Consider the following 20493-nt stretch of genomic DNA (forward strand, 5'->3'; position numbering starts at 1 on the left):
GCTGTGATGCAGACAAATAGCAATAGGCAATATTTTATATATATTTATTTGGCAAATGCTATGGGGTATGCAAATAAGTTGCCGAATATCATGGCTTCTGCGTCACTTTAGGCAACATCAAACGATTTACCTGTGCGTAACTCTTCCCCAAAAGTATGATTTTGCCTTGGGTATTTACGCCCGGGTCCGGCACACGAGTCGCAGAGAGTTGCCATTTATTGCAATGTCTTCCCGATATTCCATCAGGCTTCCATGGCAAAGAAGTCGTCAAGACTAGACTGTAGTATTTCTTGCAAGGACAGGAACAGGCTCTGGCAACCGGATGATGCGCATTGGCAGCCCTCAGCTCCGCCAGCCAGTCGCCTTCCCCCATCGTCCCTTATCTTCCCTCCCGAGGCATTCTCCACGTCCAAGTTGCTTTTCAGCCCGAGTTACTTCTGATAAGTTGGCCACAACAGACCCACCCCGGGGACCAACGACAGCGCTTGTTGTCTTGCCCCTCTCTATCAAGCGAAGCTGCCAGTGAAGAATCCTACCCTATCGCCAAACACGTCAGGGCACAGCCCTGTCGATCAAGCCGTCATCGATCAGTTCAAGGCCCTGCTGGGCGAGCAGCATTGCCTGACGAGCCATGCCGATACCGATCCCTATTGCCACGAATGGCGCGACAAGTTTGTCGGCAAGACAGCACTGGTGCTGAAGCCGGGCAGCACGGCCGAGGTGAGCGCGGTCATGAAGCTGGCCTACAGCCTCGATCTGGCCATCGTGCCGCAGGGGGGCAACACCGGTCTGGTTGGCGGGCAGATCCCGGACCAGAGCGGCAACCAGATCATTCTCTCCACCGAGCGGCTCAACCGCATCCGCCAGCTTGATCCGGACAGCAACGTGGCAATCGTCGAGTCAGGTGTCATTCTTGAGCAGTTGCAACGCGCAGCCGAAGAAGCCGACAGGCTGTTCCCGCTGACACTCGGCGCACAGGGGTCTTGCCAGATTGGCGGCAATCTTTCCACCAATGCCGGTGGCACCAGCGTGCTTTCCTACGGCAACAGCCGCGACATGGTGTTGGGGATCGAAGTGGTTCTGCCCGACGGGCGAATCCTCAACAGTCTGCGCACCCTGCGCAAGGACAACACCGGCTATGATCTCAAGCATCTGTTCATTGGGGCAGAGGGAACGCTGGGCATCATCACCGCCGCATCGCTGAAGCTCTATCCACGCCCCATCGACCAGCAGGTCGCAATGTTCGGCGTGGCGACGCCAGAAGATGCCTTTTCACTGTTCATGCTGGCACGCCGCCATTCCGGCTCCATACTGACAGGCTTCGAGCTGATGCCGCGCATCGGCGTCGAATTTGCCATCAGGCACGCACAGGGCACCCGCGACATGATGGCCGAGCCACACCCGTGGTATTGCCTCATGGAGCTGTCGATCAACTCGCCTGCAGTCGATGGCCGGGCACTGATCGAGGCGATATTCGAGGAGGCCTTCGAAGCCGCCATCGTTGAAGACGCGGCGTTGGCGGAAAGCAGCCAGCAGGCGGCGGACTTCTGGCGGCTGCGCCATGGCATGAGCGAAGTGCAGAAAAATGAAGGCGGCTCGATCAAGCACGACATTTCCGTGCCGGTGAGCGCTGTTCCTGCGTTTCTGAGGCGGGCTATCCCGGCCTGCGAGGCAGCCATTCCGGGCTGCCGTCCCGTGCCCTTCGGCCATATGGGCGACGGCAACCTGCACTTCAACATCTCCCAGCCGATTGGCGCCGACCGGACAACCTTTCTTGCCCGTTGGGAAGAAATAAACGAGATGGTCCATGCCATTGTCACGGACATGGGTGGCTCCATCTCGGCAGAGCATGGCATCGGTACTCTCAAGCGGGACCATCTGCCCGATGTCAAAGACCCGGTGGAAATGGAGCTGATGCGGCAGATCAAGGATCTTCTTGATCCCAAGGGGTTGATGAACCCTGACAAGCTGCTCAAGGCCGTTGCTGCCACGAAGAAGGAAACCAACCAATGATACCCTTAGTCGTCTCGGATATTCAGGATGACGAAATCGAGACTGTCGTTGCCCTGTGGCAGGACTGCGGTCTGACACGCCCGTGGAACAACCCCTATAACGATATTGCCTTTGCCCGCTCCCAACCCAATTCGACCGTGCTGGTCGCCCGTCTCGAAGATGGCGGGCCGATTGTTGCTGCGGCGATGGCAGGCCATGACGGTCACCGCGGCTGGACCTACTATCTCTCGGTTGCTCCGGATCACCAGAGTGCAGGTCTCGGCAAGGCGATGATGAAGGCGGTTGAGGAATGGCATCTGGCACAAGGCATCTGGAAGTCCCAGCTGATGGTGCGCACAGGCAACGAAAAGGTCATCAGCTTCTATGAAACACTGGGCTACAATGTTTCTGCAACCCAGTTGCTGGAGCGCTGGATCGACTCGTCAAAGCGCGGCGACGTCTGAGCAGGCCCGGATGGTCGCCAGAGCCGTCGGAACCACCGAAAGACCGTCGGAAGAATGCTTGGGCTCGTTCGTATGGCACTCTTGAAAAGGAAAGTCTTTTGAGAGCAGGAAGACAGGGGGACGTGCAACGTCCTCTCGCCTGCCGCCCCTTCTTGCGACTGATGGCAGGTTATTTCCCAGCCAGATCGTCAGGTAGCTGACTGTTTGGCCTTGGCTTCGTCAGCGTCTGGGGCCAAAGAGGATCAGAATGATCCAGATCGGTACGATAATCACCATCCCGACGAGGATATTGGGGACCACCCAGATCACCAGCCAATTCACCGTCAGCTCGATCGCATCGGTCAGTTGGTCAACATAACTTGCCATGCCGGGAAAGATATCGCGGCTTGTGACACCGAGAAACCCCAGCACCGTGCCGGTAATCAACGAGGCAAGCAGGGCCTTGCCCAACCCAGACAGCATTCTGGCAAATCGCATGCTTTTCTCCTCGCGGTCTCCCGTTGGCGTATAACGGACTTTCCTGCCCGACACACCTATCTCGGACCGGTGTCGGCCAGCATTAGGCAGAATGCCGAAGCCCCAACTCACCGGTTATCGCACAGCCACCGGAAACTGTTCACGTTTCCGGCTTCGGTTCACTTTCTTGTTCCGATTCCACCGCTGATGTCAATTTCTCAAGTCTGCCCCGATCCGCCCGCCTGCGCCATAAGACCAAAGGCTCTCACACTGCTTACCGTCTTCACCGCCCACCCTCAGGGCTTGAGGCTGAGGCCTGTGTCAGGGTCGGCAAGAGGGAAGCCATTGATGCCCCCTTCCAGAGGGATGGACAAGGAAGGCTTGCCCGGGGCCGCCCCTGACGGATCGACAGGATCCGGCGGCGGGGTGCCTGCGGGTTCGTCCGTGACGGTCATGCCTTCAGTCGGAGCCGCGCCACCTGTCTCGACGGAAGATTGCTCCGGGGCAGCATCGGAAGCCGACTGCCCTGCCTTATCCACCTCCTGAGGGATTACCTCTGGGGCAAGGACCGGATTGATCTCCTGATTGATCACCTGCGGAACACCGGGCGCCAGAATATCCTTGTTGTCGGGCACCACATTTTCCCTCACCTGACGAAGGGAAATACGGGGCGCGTCAAACGAGCCACTCATCAGGAACGGGATTTCCCGCTCCGGCGCTTCCGTCGAATGGCTGGCAGGGTCCGAGCTTCGGTAGATCGCCAGCGTGCCGGGGAAATCCAGCTCACCGTTTTCAAAGCCATAGCGCGCCGCCCCCAACAGGGCCCGCTTGCCTGATGTCATGCGCAGACCTTCGATATCCAGCGTCTGGTCGGCCAGTTGGCCACGGATCGAAAGCACATCGAACTCCGACTTGCCCTGGCGCAGCTTTTCGCTGTCAATGTCGCGCCCTTCCTGCAAGGCACTCTGGAACAAGCCCAGATCGAAATGATTGAGCTCGCCATCGGTCAGCACCACCGACAGGGTGCCATGCGCATCGGCCAGCGTCTCATCAAGATGAGTGCCCCGTGCCTGCAGGTCCAGCTCCATCAGGGCCGTGCCCGTCAGCAGTTCGTCTCCGGACAGCTCCCGCGTTACACCGGCAGCCGAGATACCGTTGGCCTTGGCACGCAGGCTGGTGTTCATCCGGGTTGGATCATCGTTGTCCTGCTTCATGTCGAGGGTGGCTTCCAGCCGTCCGCCATAGGCATAGGCCTCGCCGATGGACACGGAAACCTGATTGTCGCGCGTCATCAGGGAAGCCGCAGCCCGCCCCAGATTGACCGGCCCGAGCTTCAGGTCCGTCGCGGACAGCCGGATGTCGAAGTCGACGGATGCCGCCTTGCTCCGGGTGAGATCATAGTGCATCAGTTCATCGATGCTTTCGGGCATACGCACATACTGGGCCAGATCCAGCACGTCGCTTGCCAGCGTCCCCTGAACCATCGGGCGGCTTTGGCGGAAATCAAGTTGCAGGACGCCGTTGATCTTGTTCTTGTCGAGGCTGGCGTCCAGATCGGAAAGCGCAATAGAGGCTCCAACCAGATTGGCGCGCGCCGACAGGGACGCAGGCCCCAGATCGCGGCCCGAGGGCAGGTCACGCCCCGACCAGTGCATGAAGTTGCTGAGCGACGGGGTGCTGAAGGAAAAATCTCCTTCAAACTGGAAGTTCGACATGGTCGCCGCAGATCCATCCAGCGAGATCTTGAAGAGCGGCGACGACAGATCAAGAGACAGCGGCGACAGCCCACCCGCAAACAGCTCCATCGGCTTGCCGGAGCTTGCCTTCAGCTCGACTGTTTCGTCACGCCACAGCGCTGTCCCCTTGATTGAGGCAGTCTTTTCGGTGCGCGGCCAGTCAAACGCCATGTTGATATCGGAAACCTGTTCCTCGGTGCCAGAAACATCGTCCTTGAAATGGGCGACGCCTTGGGTGATCTGGAAATTGCCCAAGGTCAGATCGGACAGAGTGAGACGCCCGTTGTCAGTCTTGAACAGGGAGCCGCCGCGCAGGTCCCAGGAGAAGGCTCCCTCCTTCTGGCGAACCAGTTCGAACACCGGCTCGATCAGATGGAACCGGCGCACCTCGAATTTGCCAATGAGCAACGGTAGCCAGTACATCTGCGCCCGCAGGGTCTGCATAGAGACCAGCGGCGGTTCATTCTCTCCCAGACTTGAGGCGATTTCGATGTCTTTTAGCTTGACCGTCAGATAGGGGAAAATCGTGACAACGGGTTCGCCGTGTACCGTGACGGGAAGCCCCAACCAGTCCGAAATCTGCTGGGAAATCTGGTTCTTGACCAGTCTGGTATTGATCAGATAGGGCGTAGCCATGACCAACCCGACCAGCAAGATCAGGAATGCCAATGTGCTCCACAGGATACGGATCCGCATGGTCCTTGTCATCTATCAAACCGTTCCTTCTTAGTGGATCGCGGCTCGCCCACGGCCGTCAAGGGCGAGCGACCTTCAGCCCCGCACCTTCGATGTCAGGACCTGGGCCAAGAACTGCCAGCTGCCGACGGAAGCCCTATGGAAGCCCATAGAAGCCAGTCTGAAGAGTGGTCCTGAAGGCCATGTTACTGCCTCATACCTCTCGTCCTGTTGTCACCGGGAAACCGGTAACGACTGCGCACCGTGTGTCACGCTACGTGCCACTCAGCCCCATCGAACCGGTCTGAGCCGATATCAACGTCAGTTTGGAACCATGGCCGCACATGCTGTTTGCCTTCAGCCGGAATCGCTCCCGTTCAGCAAACAATCGGCGTGACAGCCTCACCACGATAAAAATTTTCTTCTAAAGGCATAAATCTGCCCATATTTCGAGCACATACTATCTAGCCGAGGGAAGATTGTACAAATCAAAATGTGACGGGCGGTTGGTTAACAACAGGGAAAGAAAAGACCACAGATGCGACGCGCTGCCGACAAGGATGAATTGCAGCAACCGGCATGATGAAATAGGCGGCGTTGACCTTTACGTTGGCGCCACCCATGTCAAAAGACGAGACGGGCAGATTTTCACATACGGAACCTCAAGGATTTCACGTTGATATTGAGAAACCCTCCTACCGACAAGACCCTCCGTCAGCGGCAGTCAAAGCACCAACCCGCCCAATAATATTGATAAATAAGTTTTTTCTAATAGATATTTCCAACTAATAATTACGCCAAAAAACTTTAGCAATAATATTTTCAATTCCATTATTGCTCTTCATAAAAGAATAAATACACCAAATAAGAGAGAAATTCTCAACAGATGCCACAAAAATATGGATTATTTAACTGATATTTATGAATGAAATAACTTACATTCCCACTTTCTGATCAATTTAACAAGAAAGTACTTCATTATTCATTCTTAGACACGATATGTATGGATGACAGCTTCGGTGTGAGGCTCTTTGTCCAAGCGCCTTTTGGACGGGAGATTCACCCGAGATCAAGCGGGCGATGACAAGTCCGTGCATTCCGCTACCTATCCCGGCTCAGGCCGGGACCCTTTCATTCACCATGCCCGCTCACTCGTGCATGGACCGCCCTGACGTGCGGGAGAGCAGAATGACCGGCACGATTCCCACCAGCACGATTGTCAGCGCCGCGAGCGCGCCCTTCTCGAAGGCCTCCAGCGAGGCCTGCCCATAGACAAGGGTCGCCAGTGTGTTGAAGTTGAACGGCCGCAGCAAAATGGTTGCGGGCAGCTCTTTCATCACGTCGACAAAAACCAGCAATGCCCCGGACATGAGCGCCGGGCGGATCATTGGCAGATCGATTTCCACCAGCGTCTGCCAGGGGGAGCGACCGAGCGTGCGGGCGGCAGCTTCCAGATTGGGAGAGACGCGCTGCAACCCGGTTTCCCCTGCCCCATAGGACATGGCCATGAAGCGGACGCAGTAAGCGTACAGCATCGCAGCGCCGGAACCGATCAGAACAAGCCCGGAAGCGATGCCGAACCATTCCTTCATGCTTGAGGCAATGAGATTGTCGAGCCAGGCCACCGGAATGAGGATCCCCACGGCCAGCACAGTGCCGGGCACCGCATAGCCGATCGAGGATAGCCGCGTGACGGCCTTCACCAGTGCGCTCTTCTGGCTGCGAGCGAAATAGGCAAGCGCCGTACCGAGAGACGCTGTGAGCAAGGCGGCGACCGACGCCAGCAACAGCGAATTGCCTGCGGCGGCCAGAAAATCGCTGTTGATGTTGTCGCGCCAGTGGAACAGGACCGAGCGCATCAGAACCGATGCTGGCAGCACAAAGCCGAGCAGAATGGGCAGCAAGCAGACCAGAAAGGCCGCCCCTGCCCGCCAGCCTCTGAGCCGGAAGCTCGGCAGGGACTGATAGCGCCGGGTTGTCGTGGCAAAACGCTGTTCGCGTCGGCCGCGTCGTTCCAGCCACAGCAGCAACAGCACCACCACCAGCATGACCGTTGATATCTGCGCAGCCCCCGCAAGGCTGGCCCGATTGAGCCAGGTATCATAGACGCTGAAGGTCAGGGTCTTGACCCCGAAGAATTCCACCGCCCCGATATCATTGAGGCATTCCATCATGGCCAGCGTCACCCCGACGACAATCGCCGGTCGCGCCAGCGGCAGGGCCACGGCAAAGAACAGCCGCACCGGCCCTGCCCCAAGGGTCCGCGCCACATCAAGGGCACAGGCCGACTGCATCAGAAAGGTCGCCCGCGTTGTCAGGAAGACATAGGGATAGAGCACGAAGCTCATCACCAGAATGCTGCCGGGCAGCGACCGCACCTCGGGAAACCAGTAATCGCGAGCGCTCTTGAAACCGAACAACCAGCGGATGAGCGTTTGCGCCGGGCCGGAATAGTCCAGCAGATCAACTGCCGTATAGGCGACGATATAGGTGGGGATGGCCAGCGGCAGCAGCAGAGCCCACAGGAACACCCCCCGACCGGGAAACCGGCACATGGTCACCAGCCAGGCGGAGGAGACCCCGAGCAGACTGGTCAGCCCCCCAACTCCAAGCATCAGCCAAACCGTCGTCATGATGGAGCGCGGCAGCACTGTTGACAGGAGATGTGGCCAGACATCGCCTGCGTCACCGAATGCAATGGCCAACAGCGAAAGCACTGGCGCAATGACCAGCAGCAGGACCAGCAACAACAGCCAATAACCAAGACGCGAGCCGCCACCGGTGCGTGGTGGAACAATCAGGCTGGCGAGGCGTCCTGCCTCAGCCACCAGCCTTCTGACACCGGATACCTTGGTCGCATTTGCGGTTTCGGACATGCGACCTCCTTGGGCTGGCGCCGAACTCAGGGGAAAACCGTATTCTTGAGAATTAAACACATATTTTAATCAGGCCACGAAATCAAGCTGTCCCTAGGGCTGAACCAGTTGCATATGAGCCATGTGGGCCGCCTTCGTGATCAGATTGTTCTTGCGCTTGGCGTTAAATTAAGTATTTTCCATCAATATAGGCCCAATATCCCAAGTCTCCCCCGATCGCTTCTCTCGTTTCAGTCTCGTCTCAAGTACGGGCTCGTCTCAAGCGCGGGGCTTTTCCGATTCCTGAAATTTGAACTGCATGGCCCCTTGCGGGTGCCTGCAAGCATGCAAGTGTCCACCGTTATGCCCAATCAATATCTCGTTCTCGTGCTGGTTTTTGTCGGCTCCTTCTCCAATGCCGCGACGGTCCCTTTCATGGGACTGTTCATCATTGAAGATCTCCAGAAGTCGCCGATGATGATCAGCGTCTACTCCCTTGTGGCCACCGTACTGGCCGTTGCGGCGAACCGCTTCGTGGGGCACAAGATCGATCAGGGTTGGGACATCCGCAAGCTCCTCCTCGCCTCCATCCTTGCCTATCTTGCTGCGATGAGCTCGCTGCTGTTCGTCACCAGCTACTGGACGCTTGTGACGATGTTCGCGGCCTGTCTGGCGATCGCCAACACCGCCATCGGCACCATCCTCAGCTTTGCCCGCTTCTATGCAGACCAGAGCCATCTGGACTCGGCCAAATTCAATTCCCGTGTACGCGCCATGATGTCCCTTGCCTGGATGGTCGCTCCGGCGCTCTGCTTTGCGCTGGCCAGCGTCTATGGCCACATGATCGTTTTCCAGCTGGCTGTCGCGATCGGCTGCGTCTGGTTGCTGGTGTGGAACATCACACTGAAGCAGCCATTTCGCCGTACCCATCCGGCCCATCAGGATTCTGCGGCAGCCAGTGCAGCAGCGGCCAGCAATTTCAACTTCCCGCTCTGGGCCGCCACGGTCGCCTGCTTCTTCATTGCCCTTGGCAACTCGCTGGCGCTTTCCTCGGCACCGCTGTTCATGATCAAGGAAGCGCATCTGCCCGACTATGCGCCGGGGCTGGCCATCGCCGTCAAATGCTTTTTTGAAGTGGTGGTCATTCTGGGCACGCCGGGGCTGCTGAAAAAGATGGGTGCCCGCAACGCGATGATCCTGGCCAGCATGATGGCCGTTGTCTGCTATGGCTATCTTTCCACCATCACGTCACTGACGGAAATGTCCATAGCCTCGGCCATCGAAGGCACCTATTTCGGCATCTTCGCGGCGGTCAGCATTTCCTTCATGCAGTCCTTTGCTCGTGGCTTCATCGGCAACGCCATGGCGCTCTACACCAACTCGATGTTCCTTTCAGGGCTGGTGGGCGGCTCGCTGATGGGCATCATCGCCAGCTACAGCGACTATCGCACCGCCGTGCTGTCTGCCTCGCTTGCTGCGGTTGCCGGTATCATCACGCTGGTGGCGACCCGTCGTGCCGACAGGGAAGCAGAAGAACTGCCAGCCTGAGACGGTTCTCTCAGGAGACTTCGAGCGGGAGAAACCGAGAGACTCCCGCCCCAAAATGAAAGTGCCACGACGGGAAGCCGTCGTGGCACAATCCATTAAAGGCAATCGGACAGGCGGAGAGTAAACAAGGGACCAGCTTGTCCACTATTTTGACCGAATGCCTTCATGTCCAATCCCGCATTCTTGTCTTGTGGGCAAAAGCCCGGTATGCATAAGACCGTATCGTTCGATGACGCGCATAATAAAGGGACCAGCTTTATTTTCATGCCACCGAATGCGGGACCGTTTGGGGTTGCGCTCCTTACAGTCGGTCGACGCGAGAGGACCAGTATCGCATCTGTCGTCTGCCAAGCGCTTATTGGGTGAAGGGTCGCCTAACGGCCATGGACTGTAGGACCAGTACAGTCCGCCTCGCTTTGCCACTGGGGGCAAATCGGCTTGCCTTCAACCAATTCGATAAAATTCCTTCTTTCCTTCGGTTCGAACCACCCGGATTATTCCAATCCGGTCAGCGTCCCCTAGTTGGCACCAGCATCAAAATCCACGATATCGACCAGCTCGGACGCCTTCTTGCGCGCATCGGCAATCTCGCCGAGGGCAACGCTATCGGGCTTGAAACTACCCCAGCTCTTGACGATGGCTGACGGCTCGACACCATCCAGCACAGGATATTCGAAGTTGCCTTCCGCATAGATCTGCTGGGCTTCGGCCGAAGACAGGAATTCCATCAGTTTGATGGCGTTATCCCGGTTCGGCGCATGCTTGACCAGCAGCATGCCGGAAATGTTGACATGGGTGCCGCGCCCGTCGGTGTTGGGGAACAGAATGCGGACCGAGGCGGCCCATTCCTTCTGTTCGGGCTCCTTGTCATTGGTTTGCATCTGACCCATGTAGTAGGTGTTGCCGAGAGCAAGATCGCATTCACCCGCATAGACGGCCTTGACCTGGGCGCGATCATTGCTGGTTGGGCGGCGCGCCAGATTGGCCTTCAGCCCTTCCAGCCATGCACGGGTTTCTTCTTCACCATGATGCACGATCATCGAAGCGATCAGGCCGATGGTGTAATCATGCTGGCCGGAGCGGGTGCAGATGCGGCCCTTCCATTTCGGATCGGCCAGGTCTTCATAGGTGATGCTATCCTGTTTGACCCGTTCTTTCGAGGCGTAGACCACCCGTGCCCTGGTGGTAAGACCAAACCACTGGTTATCGGCATCACGGTATCGGGCGGGAATATTTGCCTTGAGAATATCGGAAGCCACAGGCTGGGCGATGCCCTGTTGCTTTGCAGCTTCCAGACGACCGACATCGGTGCTGAGCAGCAGGTCTGCAGGGGAGTTCTCCCCTTCTGCCTCAATGCGGGTCTCCAGACCCTGCTTGGCAAAGATCAGATTGGCTCGAATGCCCGTCTCTTTCTGGAAGGCTTCCAGAAGTGGCTCGATCAGGAACGGCTGGCGGTAGGAGTAGATATTCACTTCGCTGGCAGCAAGGCTGGCGTTTGTGGATATCGTAAGCAGGGCGGCAACGGATACCGTCGCTCGGAGGGCCCGGCAGGAATGTCTCATGTCTGTCTCCAATGGTGGGTTCAAGGCCCAAGATCGGTTGTGATGCGCTGAACTTGATGCGAAACGTTCGCAAAGTCAACGCAAAAGCCATAACAAAACAGTGAGTTAGGCTGAGATTTGCCGTCGATCTTCTTAGAATCTTTCAAATTGTCATTGGTAAGTAGCTTGAATTGTTGCATTTCATTCTCAAAAATTGAATACAATATTGTCCGTATTTAATTGTTGAAAATTATCCTCACCTTTTAGAACCATGTCCTTTTCCCAATGCGATGGAGCGATGTGGAACGCCACGCGGTCCGCACGATTGCTTGCGCATGAAATTGTCGTGAGATCCTCGGATTTTCCATACCAATGACAGGCCGATTGGTTTAGGTCATGACTGAACACGCCCCAGCCAAGATTTGGAGACTGACATGGCCCTGAAATCCGAAGCCCCCCGTGCCTGGCAGCGCATGCTTTCCGGGCGACGGCTTGATTTGCTCGATCCGTCACCGCTTGACATCGAGATCGAGGATATCGCCCATGGCCTCGCCCGCGTCGCCCGCTGGAATGGCCAGACCATCGGCGAGCACCCATTCTCCGTGGCCCAGCATTGCCTGATCGTCGAGATGATCATGCGCCAGAAGTTTCCCGCCCTACCAGTCGCGGCCCTGATGATGGGGCTTCTGCATGACGGCGCGGAATATGTGGTCGGCGACATGATCTCGCCGTTCAAGTCGGCGATCGGTGCCGATTACAAGCGCATTGAAGACCGGCTTGAGGCCGCCATTCACATCCGGTTCGGCCTTGCGCCACACCCCACGGCCGCCCTCAAGAAGCAGATCAAGCAGGCGGACCGGATTTCAGCCTATTTCGAGGCGGTTCATCTGGCTGGCTTCGAGGCAACAGAGGCCCGGCAGCTGTTCGGCGCCCCCGATGGCCTGGATGAGGAGGCGCTGCCGATCACGCCGTGGAGCACCGGCGAGGCCGAGGAAGCCTTTCTCCAGCGCTTCCATAACCTGCATCAGGCTCTGGGTGCCTGAGGGATGGCATTCCCGCAATTCCCGGGTCTGAGACGAAGGGTTTGCGACCAAATGGTAAGCGCCGGTTGAGCGCAAGGGACATGAAAAGCTGCTAGTCTTGTCCTGTCCTCTCAGGGCAGCCATCAAAGCGCCTCTCGCAGCGTGGGTGATTGAAGTCCGGTCAGGGGACCGGCAGGAAAGGTACGGTTCGTTCGATGCTCTATGTTTGCTCCCTCTCCAAGCTCGACAGGGTGGTCGAGGCAGTCAAGGCCTCTCATCTGGTCAGCGTGGTCAATCCTGACATGGAGGTCATCCGTCCGAAGCGCATCGCACCGGAAAATCATCTGTTTCTCGGCATGAACGATATTGCCGCCACCATCCCCGGTTTCACGCTCAGCACCGGACAGCAGGTCGCGCAGCTGATTGCCTTTCTGCACAAATGGGACCGCAGTGCGCCAATGGTCATCCATTGCTGGGCCGGTGTCAGCCGGTCGACCGCTTCGGCCTATATCGCCGCCTGTGCCCTGCGGCCCGATCTTGACGAGATGTTGCTGGCCGAGGATCTGCGCAAGGCGTCCCCGCCTGCAACGCCCAACCGGCGGCTGGTGGAGTTGGCTGACGAGCTGTTGGGGCGCGATGGGCGCATGAATGAAGCCATCAGAAGCATCGGCCGTGGCGCCGACTGCTATGAAGGCAACGTATTTGCCATGCCCCATATCGACTGATTGTGGTGCCGCCTCGATAGCGCACGCCAGCCCTCGGTCGGAAATGGTTTTCTTCCTCCTCCTGATGCTGTAACCATACACGAAAGACCTTTGACCGGATTCTGAGAACAAGGGCAGATCGTGGATCAGGACGCCGATAACACATCGATGGTTTCCATCGCCATCGGGCTCAATGCCGCCATTCTCGCCGTACGGGCGCTGACGCCGATGGTGCTGGAAGTGCATCTGCCCGACAATGCCCGTCGCAATGACGCCCCTGCCCTTCAGCCCCTTCGCTCGCAGCATCCAGCCACGCCGGAACCGAAAATGTCCACCGGCACCATTGGCAATCAGGCCTCGCTGCCGTTCGGTCCGTTTGAACCGGCCCGGCATCGCACGCTGGAAGCCGGGTTGCGCGCCTGGGTGCGCAGCCAGACCGGCCTGCGCCTTGGCTATGTGGAGCAGCTTTATACGTTCGGCGACAGGGGCCGCAGAGTGGAGGCCGACGCGGGAGACCTGCACGAGGTATCGATCGGTTATCTGGCCCTCACGCATCTGGCGGAGACTGCCAACAACGGCAATGACGAGCAACTGAACGGCTTCGGCGGGCGCTGGCGCAGCTGGTACAGCCATTTCCCCTGGGAAGACTGGCGCGATGATCGCCCCCCGATGCTCGATGGCCAATTGATCCCGGCGCTGCGCGACTGGGCCGCCACGGCAACAGACGACGGCAACAAGGCGCTGAGCCCGATGCAGCGGTTGCGTCTGTTCTTTGGCATTGACGGCGCAGTTTGGGATGAGGAACGGGTGCTGGAACGCTATGAGCTGCTTTACGAGGCCGGTCTGGTGCTTGAGCACTATCGTGATCGCGGCGCCCCCCCCGCAGCTGGCACACAGCTGTTCGGTCTGCCAATGCAGATGGATCACCGGCGTATCCTCGCAACCGCCATTTCACGCCTGCGCAGCAAGCTCAAATATCGGCCGGTGATCTTCGAGCTGCTGCCCGACAGTTTCACCCTCACCGAGCTGCAGGCAACGGTGGAGGCCATATCGGGGCGCCATCTGCACAAGCAGAATTTCCGGCGACTGGTGGAACAGGGCCAACTGGTCGAGCCGACCGGGGCATCCTCAACGAGCACCGGCGGCAGACCGGCCAAACTGTTCCGCTTCCGGCGGTCGGTGCTGGTCGAACGTCCGGCACCGGGGCTGCGCGTCGGCAGCGTCAACAAGATGGACGCCGGATAGGAACAGCGCCATGAAACGCAAGGGATCATTCCCAAACAGCAAGACCACACAAGGCGGTCTATTCGACCTCGCCAGTAACGGACCGGACTATTCGCTTGAAGAAGAGATCATCAAGCAGATCGGTGGGCCGGTCGCCGGAGTCGATGAGGTGGGGCGCGGGCCACTGGCCGGTCCTGTGGTAACGGCTGCGGTGATCCTCGACCCTATGGCCATTCCTGATGGGCTCAATGATTCAAAGAAGCTGTCGGAAGCAAAGCGTGAGAGGCTGTTCAAGGAGATCTGCACCAGCGCCCATGTGTCGGTCGCCTCGGCCTCTCCGGCCCAGATCGACGCCCTCAACATTCGCGGGGCAACGCTATGGGCAATGGCTCGGGCTCTGGAAGGCCTGCCGGTGCGGCCCGCCTTTGCGCTGTTTGACGGGCGCGATGTCGCCACAGCGTCGCCCTGCCCCGGACGTCACGTCATCAAGGGAGACAGCCGGTCGCTCTCCATTGCGGCAGCGTCCATCGTTGCCAAGGTCACCCGCGATCACCTGATGATGCGCATGGGGCGCGCCTTCCCCGGCTATGGCTTCGAGAGCCACATGGGCTATGGCACGAAACAGCATCTGGACGCGCTAGACCGCTTGGGGGTTACCATCCACCACCGGCGCAGCTTCCGGCCCATATACGAACGCCTGCCAACGCTGACGCCTGAAGAGGCCGCTGACTGAATACTGAAGCCGTCCGCTTCAGTCCAGCGGGGTGCATGGAAGGCGATTGCCAGCAATTACCAGCCGCCACCGCCGCCGCCACCGCCGCCGCCACCGGATGAGCCGCCACCCGAGGAGCCCGAGGACGAGGAGGCAGGAGGCGTCATTGCGCTCTTGAGATTGGTGCCAATGGCGTCGGTGACCTGTGCAAGGGAGGCAGTCGGTTTCGACGTATCGAAGTGCCCCGCATACCAGACCGGCTGATAGGATTGTCCGGGAGGCATCTGCGAGAAGACCTTCTTTTCCATGATCTTGGACCACTTGCGTTCAACCCCCAAAGCAATGGCATAGGGCAGAAGATCTTCATAGAGCCTGGGCGTCAGCTCCGGCATGCCCGCCGCGCTGGCCTGATAGGCCTGTTCGCCTGCGGTCACGGTCATGAACAGCTTGAGCCCCTCAACCTTGTCCATGATCTCGCGGCCCTTGAGGGTCGGCGCCTTCATCCAGTGATAGAAGGCAATCGCCAACAGCCACATGAAAACGGCCAGCAACGTTGGCCCGACTGCAAAGAAATCGGACCCTGGCATCACATCGGTCTGTTCACCAACCATGATCAAGATGGCAACAATGGCCAGACCAGCGAGGATGATGGTTCTCAGACCATTGCTGATCCTCTCCGGCAGCAGAGCTCCCGCAAAGACAAAGAAGAGGGTCATGAACACGCCAAGGAAGACTGCAGTTGCCACTTCCAGAATGGGAAACTCGAAGGGAGGCGCCAGAAAAGTCCGCAACAGAACAAACAGCACCATCGATGCAACGGCGATCATGAGGCCAATAAAGCTCTTCCCCATATTCTCGTGGAAATAGGTTTCGCCGGTCTCCTTGTCGATGGCGCTGGTAAAGGCCGACATGATCTTGCTCATCTGCTCATATTGCATGGTCTTCAGTTTGACCACATCGCGCCCCTTGAACAGCGCCTTGAACAGGGCCTTCTCGCCAGCAGGCAAAGCCTTGACGCGGCTGTCCATCTGTTTTCTGCCCGAAGCTGTGCTACCCGGATTGTCGGTGCGATGAATCTCGACGCTCTTGCCTTCCTCCTTGATGGAAATGAGGCCCTTGGTGCCCAGCGAGATCAGGGCCGCCATGAAGGAGGTCTGGTCGCCTTCCTCGAAGGTGCCCATGCCATAGATATAGCTGGCGATGGCGGGGGATATGGTGTCGGGTGCCCGGAACAGGGGAATGACGGTGCCACGCTCGGGGTCTTTTCCAACCTTGATCCACGAATAGACCAGCCAGAGGAATTGCAGCACGGCGCCGAGTATGATGACCATCATCGGGCTGTTGTCGAGGAAGCTTCCAACGGCCCGTTCGGCTTTGCTCGGTTCCGGCACGATGCCCTTTGGCCAGGCCACGGCGACAGTCATGCCCTCGCCGACATCAAACCGGCGTGTCGCCTCGAAGGCGATGGCGTTTTCGCTTTGGCCAGCCACCCGATAGCTATTGCCCTTCTCGCCTTCGCTGCCGGTATAAACCGAGTATTGCAGAACGCTTGCCCCATCGGGCAATTGCACGACCACGCGGGCGGCATCAATGGGGAAGGCCCACTCCGTGCCGATGGCGTTCCAGTAGATCTCGTCATAGTCATCGAAAAAGCCGATGGAATCGTCGACGCTGTAGGAGATCTCGTAGGTGTGGACACCATTCTGCAAAAGCACATCGGCGTCGCCGATGCGCAGGCGGAAATAGCGCCCCTCGTGGCTGGTCTGGTATGGCTCGCTCTGCCCATCGCGCAGCACGGCACTGACCGTGGGATTGATGTGAACATAGCTGCCGCCTCTGCCACGATAGGTCTCCGGGATATCCCGCAGCAGGCCGCGCTTGATCTGATCGCCCTCGACAGTGACCGAAATGACCTCGGTGATATCAACCGTGCGGTCTGGATTGACGGTAATGGCAACCTGATAATCGGTAATGCGCTCGCGGGCGAAGGCCTCGGGGCTGCCCGTTCCGAACAACAGACAAAGGGTTGCGATGACTGAATAGAACAGGCTACGGAGCATCATACCGGCCACCTTCCGATCATGTACGGCAAATGGGAAAGCCCGACGCGGCACCGGACATCGGCACACTGCGGCGGGCATCAACATGGAGACCCGGCAGCGTCGAGCCACCGAGCGCTGAACAGACCTCTGTCAGAACTTGACCTGCGGCGTTGCGCGGTCTGCTTCATTGTCCAGTTCGAAATAGTCCTTCTTGTCATAAGAGAAGAAGCCGGCAACGATATTGGACGGAAACTGTTCGATCATCGTGTTGAGGTTGCGAACCGTACCGTTGTAATAGCGGCGAGCAAGCTGGATTTCATCCTCGGCCTTGGCCAGCTCCTGCTGCAGGTTCTGGAACCCCTCGTTGGCCTTGAGGTCAGGGTAGTTTTCGGCAACAGCCATCAGATTGACCAGCGCCTTGGACAGGTTGCCTTCGGCCTGAGCGCGTTCCATGGCACCGCCGCCAGAGGCGTTGGCAGCACGGGCACGCATTTCGGTGACCTTTTCAAGGGTCTCGCGTTCATGGCCCATGTAGCCTTTCACGGCTTCGACTAGGTTTGGAATGAGATTGGCCCGGCGCTTCAACTGCACATCAATACCCGACCATCCTTCATTGACCATCTGCCGGGTCTTGACCAGCTTGTTGTAGATGGCGATGGCGTAAAGGCCCAAAAGAACCACGATCCCGAGAAGGACCCAGCTGATAGCCATAATCATGTCTCCCATACTATAAATTCGTATTCCTGTGAGCCAGGTTTGTTTCCGGAGATTAACCCACAGAAGGCAAAGTGCAAGCAAGAGTTGGAGGGGGCCACAGTATTTACCCTCCGCCTACTTCTTTCGGCCAACGGCACCGCGTGGCTGCTGTACTCACTGGCGGGATGGTTTAAAATGGCTTCCGTCCGTCACCGCAACCAGTCGCCGGAAAGGATTGCAGATCAAAAGTGCGAAGCCGGGCACCCCTCGGCATCAGGAAATGAGGAGGAAAAACCATGCCCCATGGCAGAAGCCATGATACAAAGCCGGACAGAAATCATGACAGCAATCATGACAATATTCATGACGGGCTACCGCAGCGCTCACTCGCCCGCCGCGTCTTTGTCTTCATCCTGTTTGCAGTCATTCTGGCATTCCTGTTCATTCTCGTCCTGTTTTTCGCTGCAGGTTTCTTTGGTGCCCCGCCGCTTGCACAGGCGGCAAGCGCCCCCGCACCTGCACAGGCACCCGGAAACAGCGAGCGGTCCATGATACTGACAGACCATCCATTGTCCGACAGCCTCTGGAACACACGAACCGGACAGAAAGCCTCAGTGCAGGAGCTTGCTGACGCCATCGCCGGGGCCCGTTATCTGCTGCTGGGAGAAAAACACGACAATCCCCGCCATCATGCATTGCAGGCCCGGATGATTGAGGAGGCCGCTGTGCGGATTGCCCCGAGCGGACGCAAGGGACATGTGATCCTTGAAATGCTGGAGCCACATTACCAGCCTGCTCTTGATGCCATCTCGCAAAAGGCTGCCGAAACCGTTGTTTCCGGTCCTGAGGCGCAGAAAACTGCCGAAAATTTAACAAAGCCCCTTGGGCTGACGCTGGAATGGGAGACACGCGGCTGGCCCGACTGGGCGCTCTACCAACCGATTTTTACCACAGCTCTTGCCCATCACATGACCTTGCACGCAGGCAATCCGGAACGGGACGACCTGCTGGCGGCTGGCCGCAAGGGGATCCTGTCTGATGATTTGCAGAAAGACCTCAGGTGGGAGCTGGACTATGACGTCAGCCAGCGCGACAGCCTCACCGAGGAATTGGTCGCCGCTCATTGCGGCATGATGGGGCCCGGCTCGGTCGGCCCGCTGATGACGATGCAGCGGCTCAAGGATGCCCATATGGCGCGGGCCATGCGGCAGGCTGGCACTGCAGACGATCTTTCAATCCTCATCGCCGGTAACGGCCACACCCGAAAGGACCGCGGCGTGCCGATGTTTCTGGAGCCCGGCAAGACCGTGGTCTCCGTCTCCTTCATGGAGGTCATGAGGGGCAGCAATGATCCGGCCACCTACCCCGGCTTCGATCCTGCACTCTATGATTTTGTCTGGTTCACTCCCCGCGTTGATGAGATCGACCCTTGCGAGAAGTTCAAGGAGCAACTGAAGGCGATGCAACACGGACAGACATCTTCAAACACGCAGTAAAGCACCATTAACGTTTGCTTAACCGACTTGGACACTTTTGCGCACTATTGTAACGATTGCCTCCATTTTGATCACTGCATTAATCTCACGTTCAGGCTGCCGCGGTCATATCTCGCAGAACGAATATGTCTTTCTGACGCTTGATTGCCCGTCTTCAAATACCAAGGATATGCAGTAATGCATCGTATTGCCTTCATTCTCGCGCTCTTCCTGCTCTTTCCGTCAGCAGCCTTCGCCCAGACAACTGCCAGCTGGACCGTAAAGAAGGTTACCGGTCTTGCCTATATCGCCGAAAAGGGCGCAACTGCCATCAAGGTGCGTCAAGGCTCAATACTGGCTCCGGGACAGACTCTTTCGACATCAAACCGGACGCGCCTGCTGCTCACCAGAGGCAAGGAACGCATTCAGGTCGGGCCGGGAACAATCATGGCGATCCCGCCTGATAAATACATCCAGCCGGGCAAGACTCTCATCCTTCAGCAAAGCGGGCAGCTTCAGCTATCGGTCAACAAGAAGGATGTGCAGCATTTCGCTGTCAAGACACCCTATCTCACTGCCGTGGTCAAGGGTACGACCTTCACGGTTGACGTAGCAAAGAACCGCTCCAATGTATCCGTGCACAACGGCCGCGTGGAAGTCTCCGATGGGGCGACCGGGAACACCACGGAGATCACGCGCGGCCAGACAGCATCTGTCACGCAGAGTGCAACGGGCAAGACTGAGATGAATGTCACGGCAGCAGGAGCAAAACCCGCCGTGCGGACCATCCGTTCCAAGATCAGCAAGCCGAATTTCTATGCAACGGTCAAGGTCAAGGACAAAGTGGTCGCTCTCAAACCGGGTGCCCGGCTTGAGACCACCACCATTGAGGCGGTTCGCAAAGCAGTCACCACATCGGCATCCAACAATGGCAAGCGAGGCAAGGCGGCAGCAAACAACCGTGCTTATGGATCACAGACTGCTGGTAGTGATGATGACAGTGACAATGACCATGGGAGCAATAGCGATAGCATCAGCTCCACAGCCGAGGATTCCTCATCTTCTGATGCTTCTTCCTCGACTTCCAGTCCCGGCAACAGTAATAACGCAGGCAACTCGGAAAACTCCAGCGCCAGCGATACGGCAACAGAGAGCAACCCAGGTTCATCGTCTTCCGATACAACCACCTCAACGACCAGTCCGGGCAACAGCCACGGCGCAGGCAACTCGGAAAACTCTAACGCCAGCGACACGGCTCTCGGCAAGTAGGGTCTGCGAAGGCCGTTCACCAGATGGACTTACGAAAAAACCGGCTTCATTTGATGAAGCCGGTTTTTTGATATCGGGCGCC

General features: G+C 57.9%; 15 protein-coding genes. 9 read left to right on the plus strand and 6 right to left on the minus strand.

Annotation, left to right across the window (positions count from 1 at the left end; all coding sequences use genetic code 11):
* The first annotated feature begins 522 nt into the window (after nucleotides 1–522).
* Nucleotides 523–2013 carry an FAD-binding oxidoreductase gene (locus DSL70_RS04285; RefSeq protein ID WP_205563153.1) on the plus strand — a complete coding sequence of 497 codons (1491 nt, stop codon included), beginning with the start codon at nucleotides 523–525 and terminating at the stop codon, nucleotides 2011–2013.
* Nucleotides 2010–2456 (plus strand): GNAT family acetyltransferase, encoded by a 447-nt coding sequence (locus tag DSL70_RS04290; RefSeq protein ID WP_119306691.1) that lies wholly within the window; start codon nucleotides 2010–2012, stop codon nucleotides 2454–2456. Before DSL70_RS04285 ends, DSL70_RS04290 begins: the two co-directional genes overlap by 4 nt.
* Before the next feature lie 219 nt (nucleotides 2457–2675).
* Here the strand turns inward: DSL70_RS04290 and DSL70_RS04295 are convergent, their stop codons facing one another.
* The 3 genes from DSL70_RS04295 to DSL70_RS04305 form a co-directional block, all read right to left on the minus strand.
* Nucleotides 2676–2933 (minus strand): hypothetical protein, encoded by a 258-nt coding sequence (locus tag DSL70_RS04295; RefSeq protein ID WP_162916344.1) that lies wholly within the window; start codon nucleotides 2931–2933, stop codon nucleotides 2676–2678.
* Between the two features lie 275 nt (nucleotides 2934–3208).
* Complete coding sequence (locus DSL70_RS04300; protein ID WP_119306693.1) at nucleotides 3209–5356, minus strand: AsmA family protein; 2148 nt, start codon at nucleotides 5354–5356, stop codon at nucleotides 3209–3211.
* Nucleotides 5357–6471: 1115 nt separating this feature from the next.
* The gene (locus tag DSL70_RS04305; RefSeq protein ID WP_119306694.1) at nucleotides 6472–8199 is read right to left on the minus strand and encodes an ABC transporter permease; all 1728 of its coding nucleotides are present in this window, start codon (nucleotides 8197–8199) and stop codon (nucleotides 6472–6474) included.
* A 324-nt stretch (nucleotides 8200–8523) separates the two neighbouring features.
* On the opposite strand from DSL70_RS04305, the gene DSL70_RS04310 reads away from it, so the two are divergent.
* A complete protein-coding gene (locus DSL70_RS04310; RefSeq protein ID WP_162916345.1) occupies nucleotides 8524–9726 on the plus strand; it encodes an MFS transporter in 1203 nt (400 codons plus the stop codon).
* Nucleotides 9727–10244: 518 nt separating this feature from the next.
* Here the strand turns inward: DSL70_RS04310 and DSL70_RS04315 are convergent.
* Nucleotides 10245–11288: a Fe(3+) ABC transporter substrate-binding protein gene (locus DSL70_RS04315; protein ID WP_119306696.1), complete on the minus strand. Its 1044-nt coding sequence runs from the start codon at nucleotides 11286–11288 to the stop codon at nucleotides 10245–10247.
* A 413-nt stretch (nucleotides 11289–11701) separates the two neighbouring features.
* On the opposite strand from DSL70_RS04315, the gene DSL70_RS04320 reads away from it, so the two are divergent.
* The 4 genes from DSL70_RS04320 (at nucleotide 11702) to DSL70_RS04335 (ending at nucleotide 14950) form a co-directional block, all read left to right on the plus strand.
* The gene (locus DSL70_RS04320) at nucleotides 11702–12310 is read left to right on the plus strand and encodes a YfbR-like 5'-deoxynucleotidase (RefSeq protein ID WP_119306697.1); all 609 of its coding nucleotides are present in this window, start codon (nucleotides 11702–11704) and stop codon (nucleotides 12308–12310) included.
* 194 nt (nucleotides 12311–12504) lie between these two features.
* The gene (locus tag DSL70_RS04325; RefSeq protein WP_119306698.1) at nucleotides 12505–13014 is read left to right on the plus strand and encodes a tyrosine phosphatase family protein; all 510 of its coding nucleotides are present in this window, start codon (nucleotides 12505–12507) and stop codon (nucleotides 13012–13014) included.
* A gap of 147 nt (nucleotides 13015–13161) precedes the next feature.
* Nucleotides 13162–14238 carry an NUDIX hydrolase gene (locus DSL70_RS04330; RefSeq protein WP_425359336.1) on the plus strand — a complete coding sequence of 359 codons (1077 nt, stop codon included), beginning with the start codon at nucleotides 13162–13164 and terminating at the stop codon, nucleotides 14236–14238.
* A gap of 10 nt (nucleotides 14239–14248) precedes the next feature.
* Nucleotides 14249–14950 carry a ribonuclease HII gene (locus DSL70_RS04335; protein ID WP_119306700.1) on the plus strand — a complete coding sequence of 234 codons (702 nt, stop codon included), beginning with the start codon at nucleotides 14249–14251 and terminating at the stop codon, nucleotides 14948–14950.
* A gap of 56 nt (nucleotides 14951–15006) precedes the next feature.
* Here DSL70_RS04335 and DSL70_RS04340 read toward each other — a convergent pair whose 3' ends face one another.
* Nucleotides 15007–16992, minus strand: a complete 1986-nt coding sequence (locus DSL70_RS04340; protein WP_162916346.1) for a DUF2207 domain-containing protein — start codon at nucleotides 16990–16992, stop codon at nucleotides 15007–15009.
* A gap of 129 nt (nucleotides 16993–17121) precedes the next feature.
* Nucleotides 17122–17682, minus strand: coding sequence for a LemA family protein (locus DSL70_RS04345; RefSeq protein ID WP_119307256.1), 561 nt, complete (start codon nucleotides 17680–17682; stop codon nucleotides 17122–17124).
* A 281-nt stretch (nucleotides 17683–17963) separates the two neighbouring features.
* Here DSL70_RS04345 and DSL70_RS04350 point away from each other — a divergent pair, with 281 nt between their 5' ends.
* Both DSL70_RS04350 and DSL70_RS04355 read left to right on the plus strand, forming a co-directional pair.
* Nucleotides 17964–19163 (plus strand): ChaN family lipoprotein, encoded by a 1200-nt coding sequence (locus DSL70_RS04350; protein WP_119306702.1) that lies wholly within the window; start codon nucleotides 17964–17966, stop codon nucleotides 19161–19163.
* A gap of 177 nt (nucleotides 19164–19340) precedes the next feature.
* Nucleotides 19341–20411 (plus strand): FecR domain-containing protein, encoded by a 1071-nt coding sequence (locus tag DSL70_RS04355; RefSeq protein WP_119306703.1) that lies wholly within the window; start codon nucleotides 19341–19343, stop codon nucleotides 20409–20411.
* Nucleotides 20412–20493: the final 82 nt, after the last annotated feature.

The organism is Cohaesibacter haloalkalitolerans, from assembly GCF_003574655.1.
Lineage (GTDB): Bacteria > Pseudomonadota > Alphaproteobacteria > Rhizobiales > Cohaesibacteraceae > Cohaesibacter > Cohaesibacter haloalkalitolerans.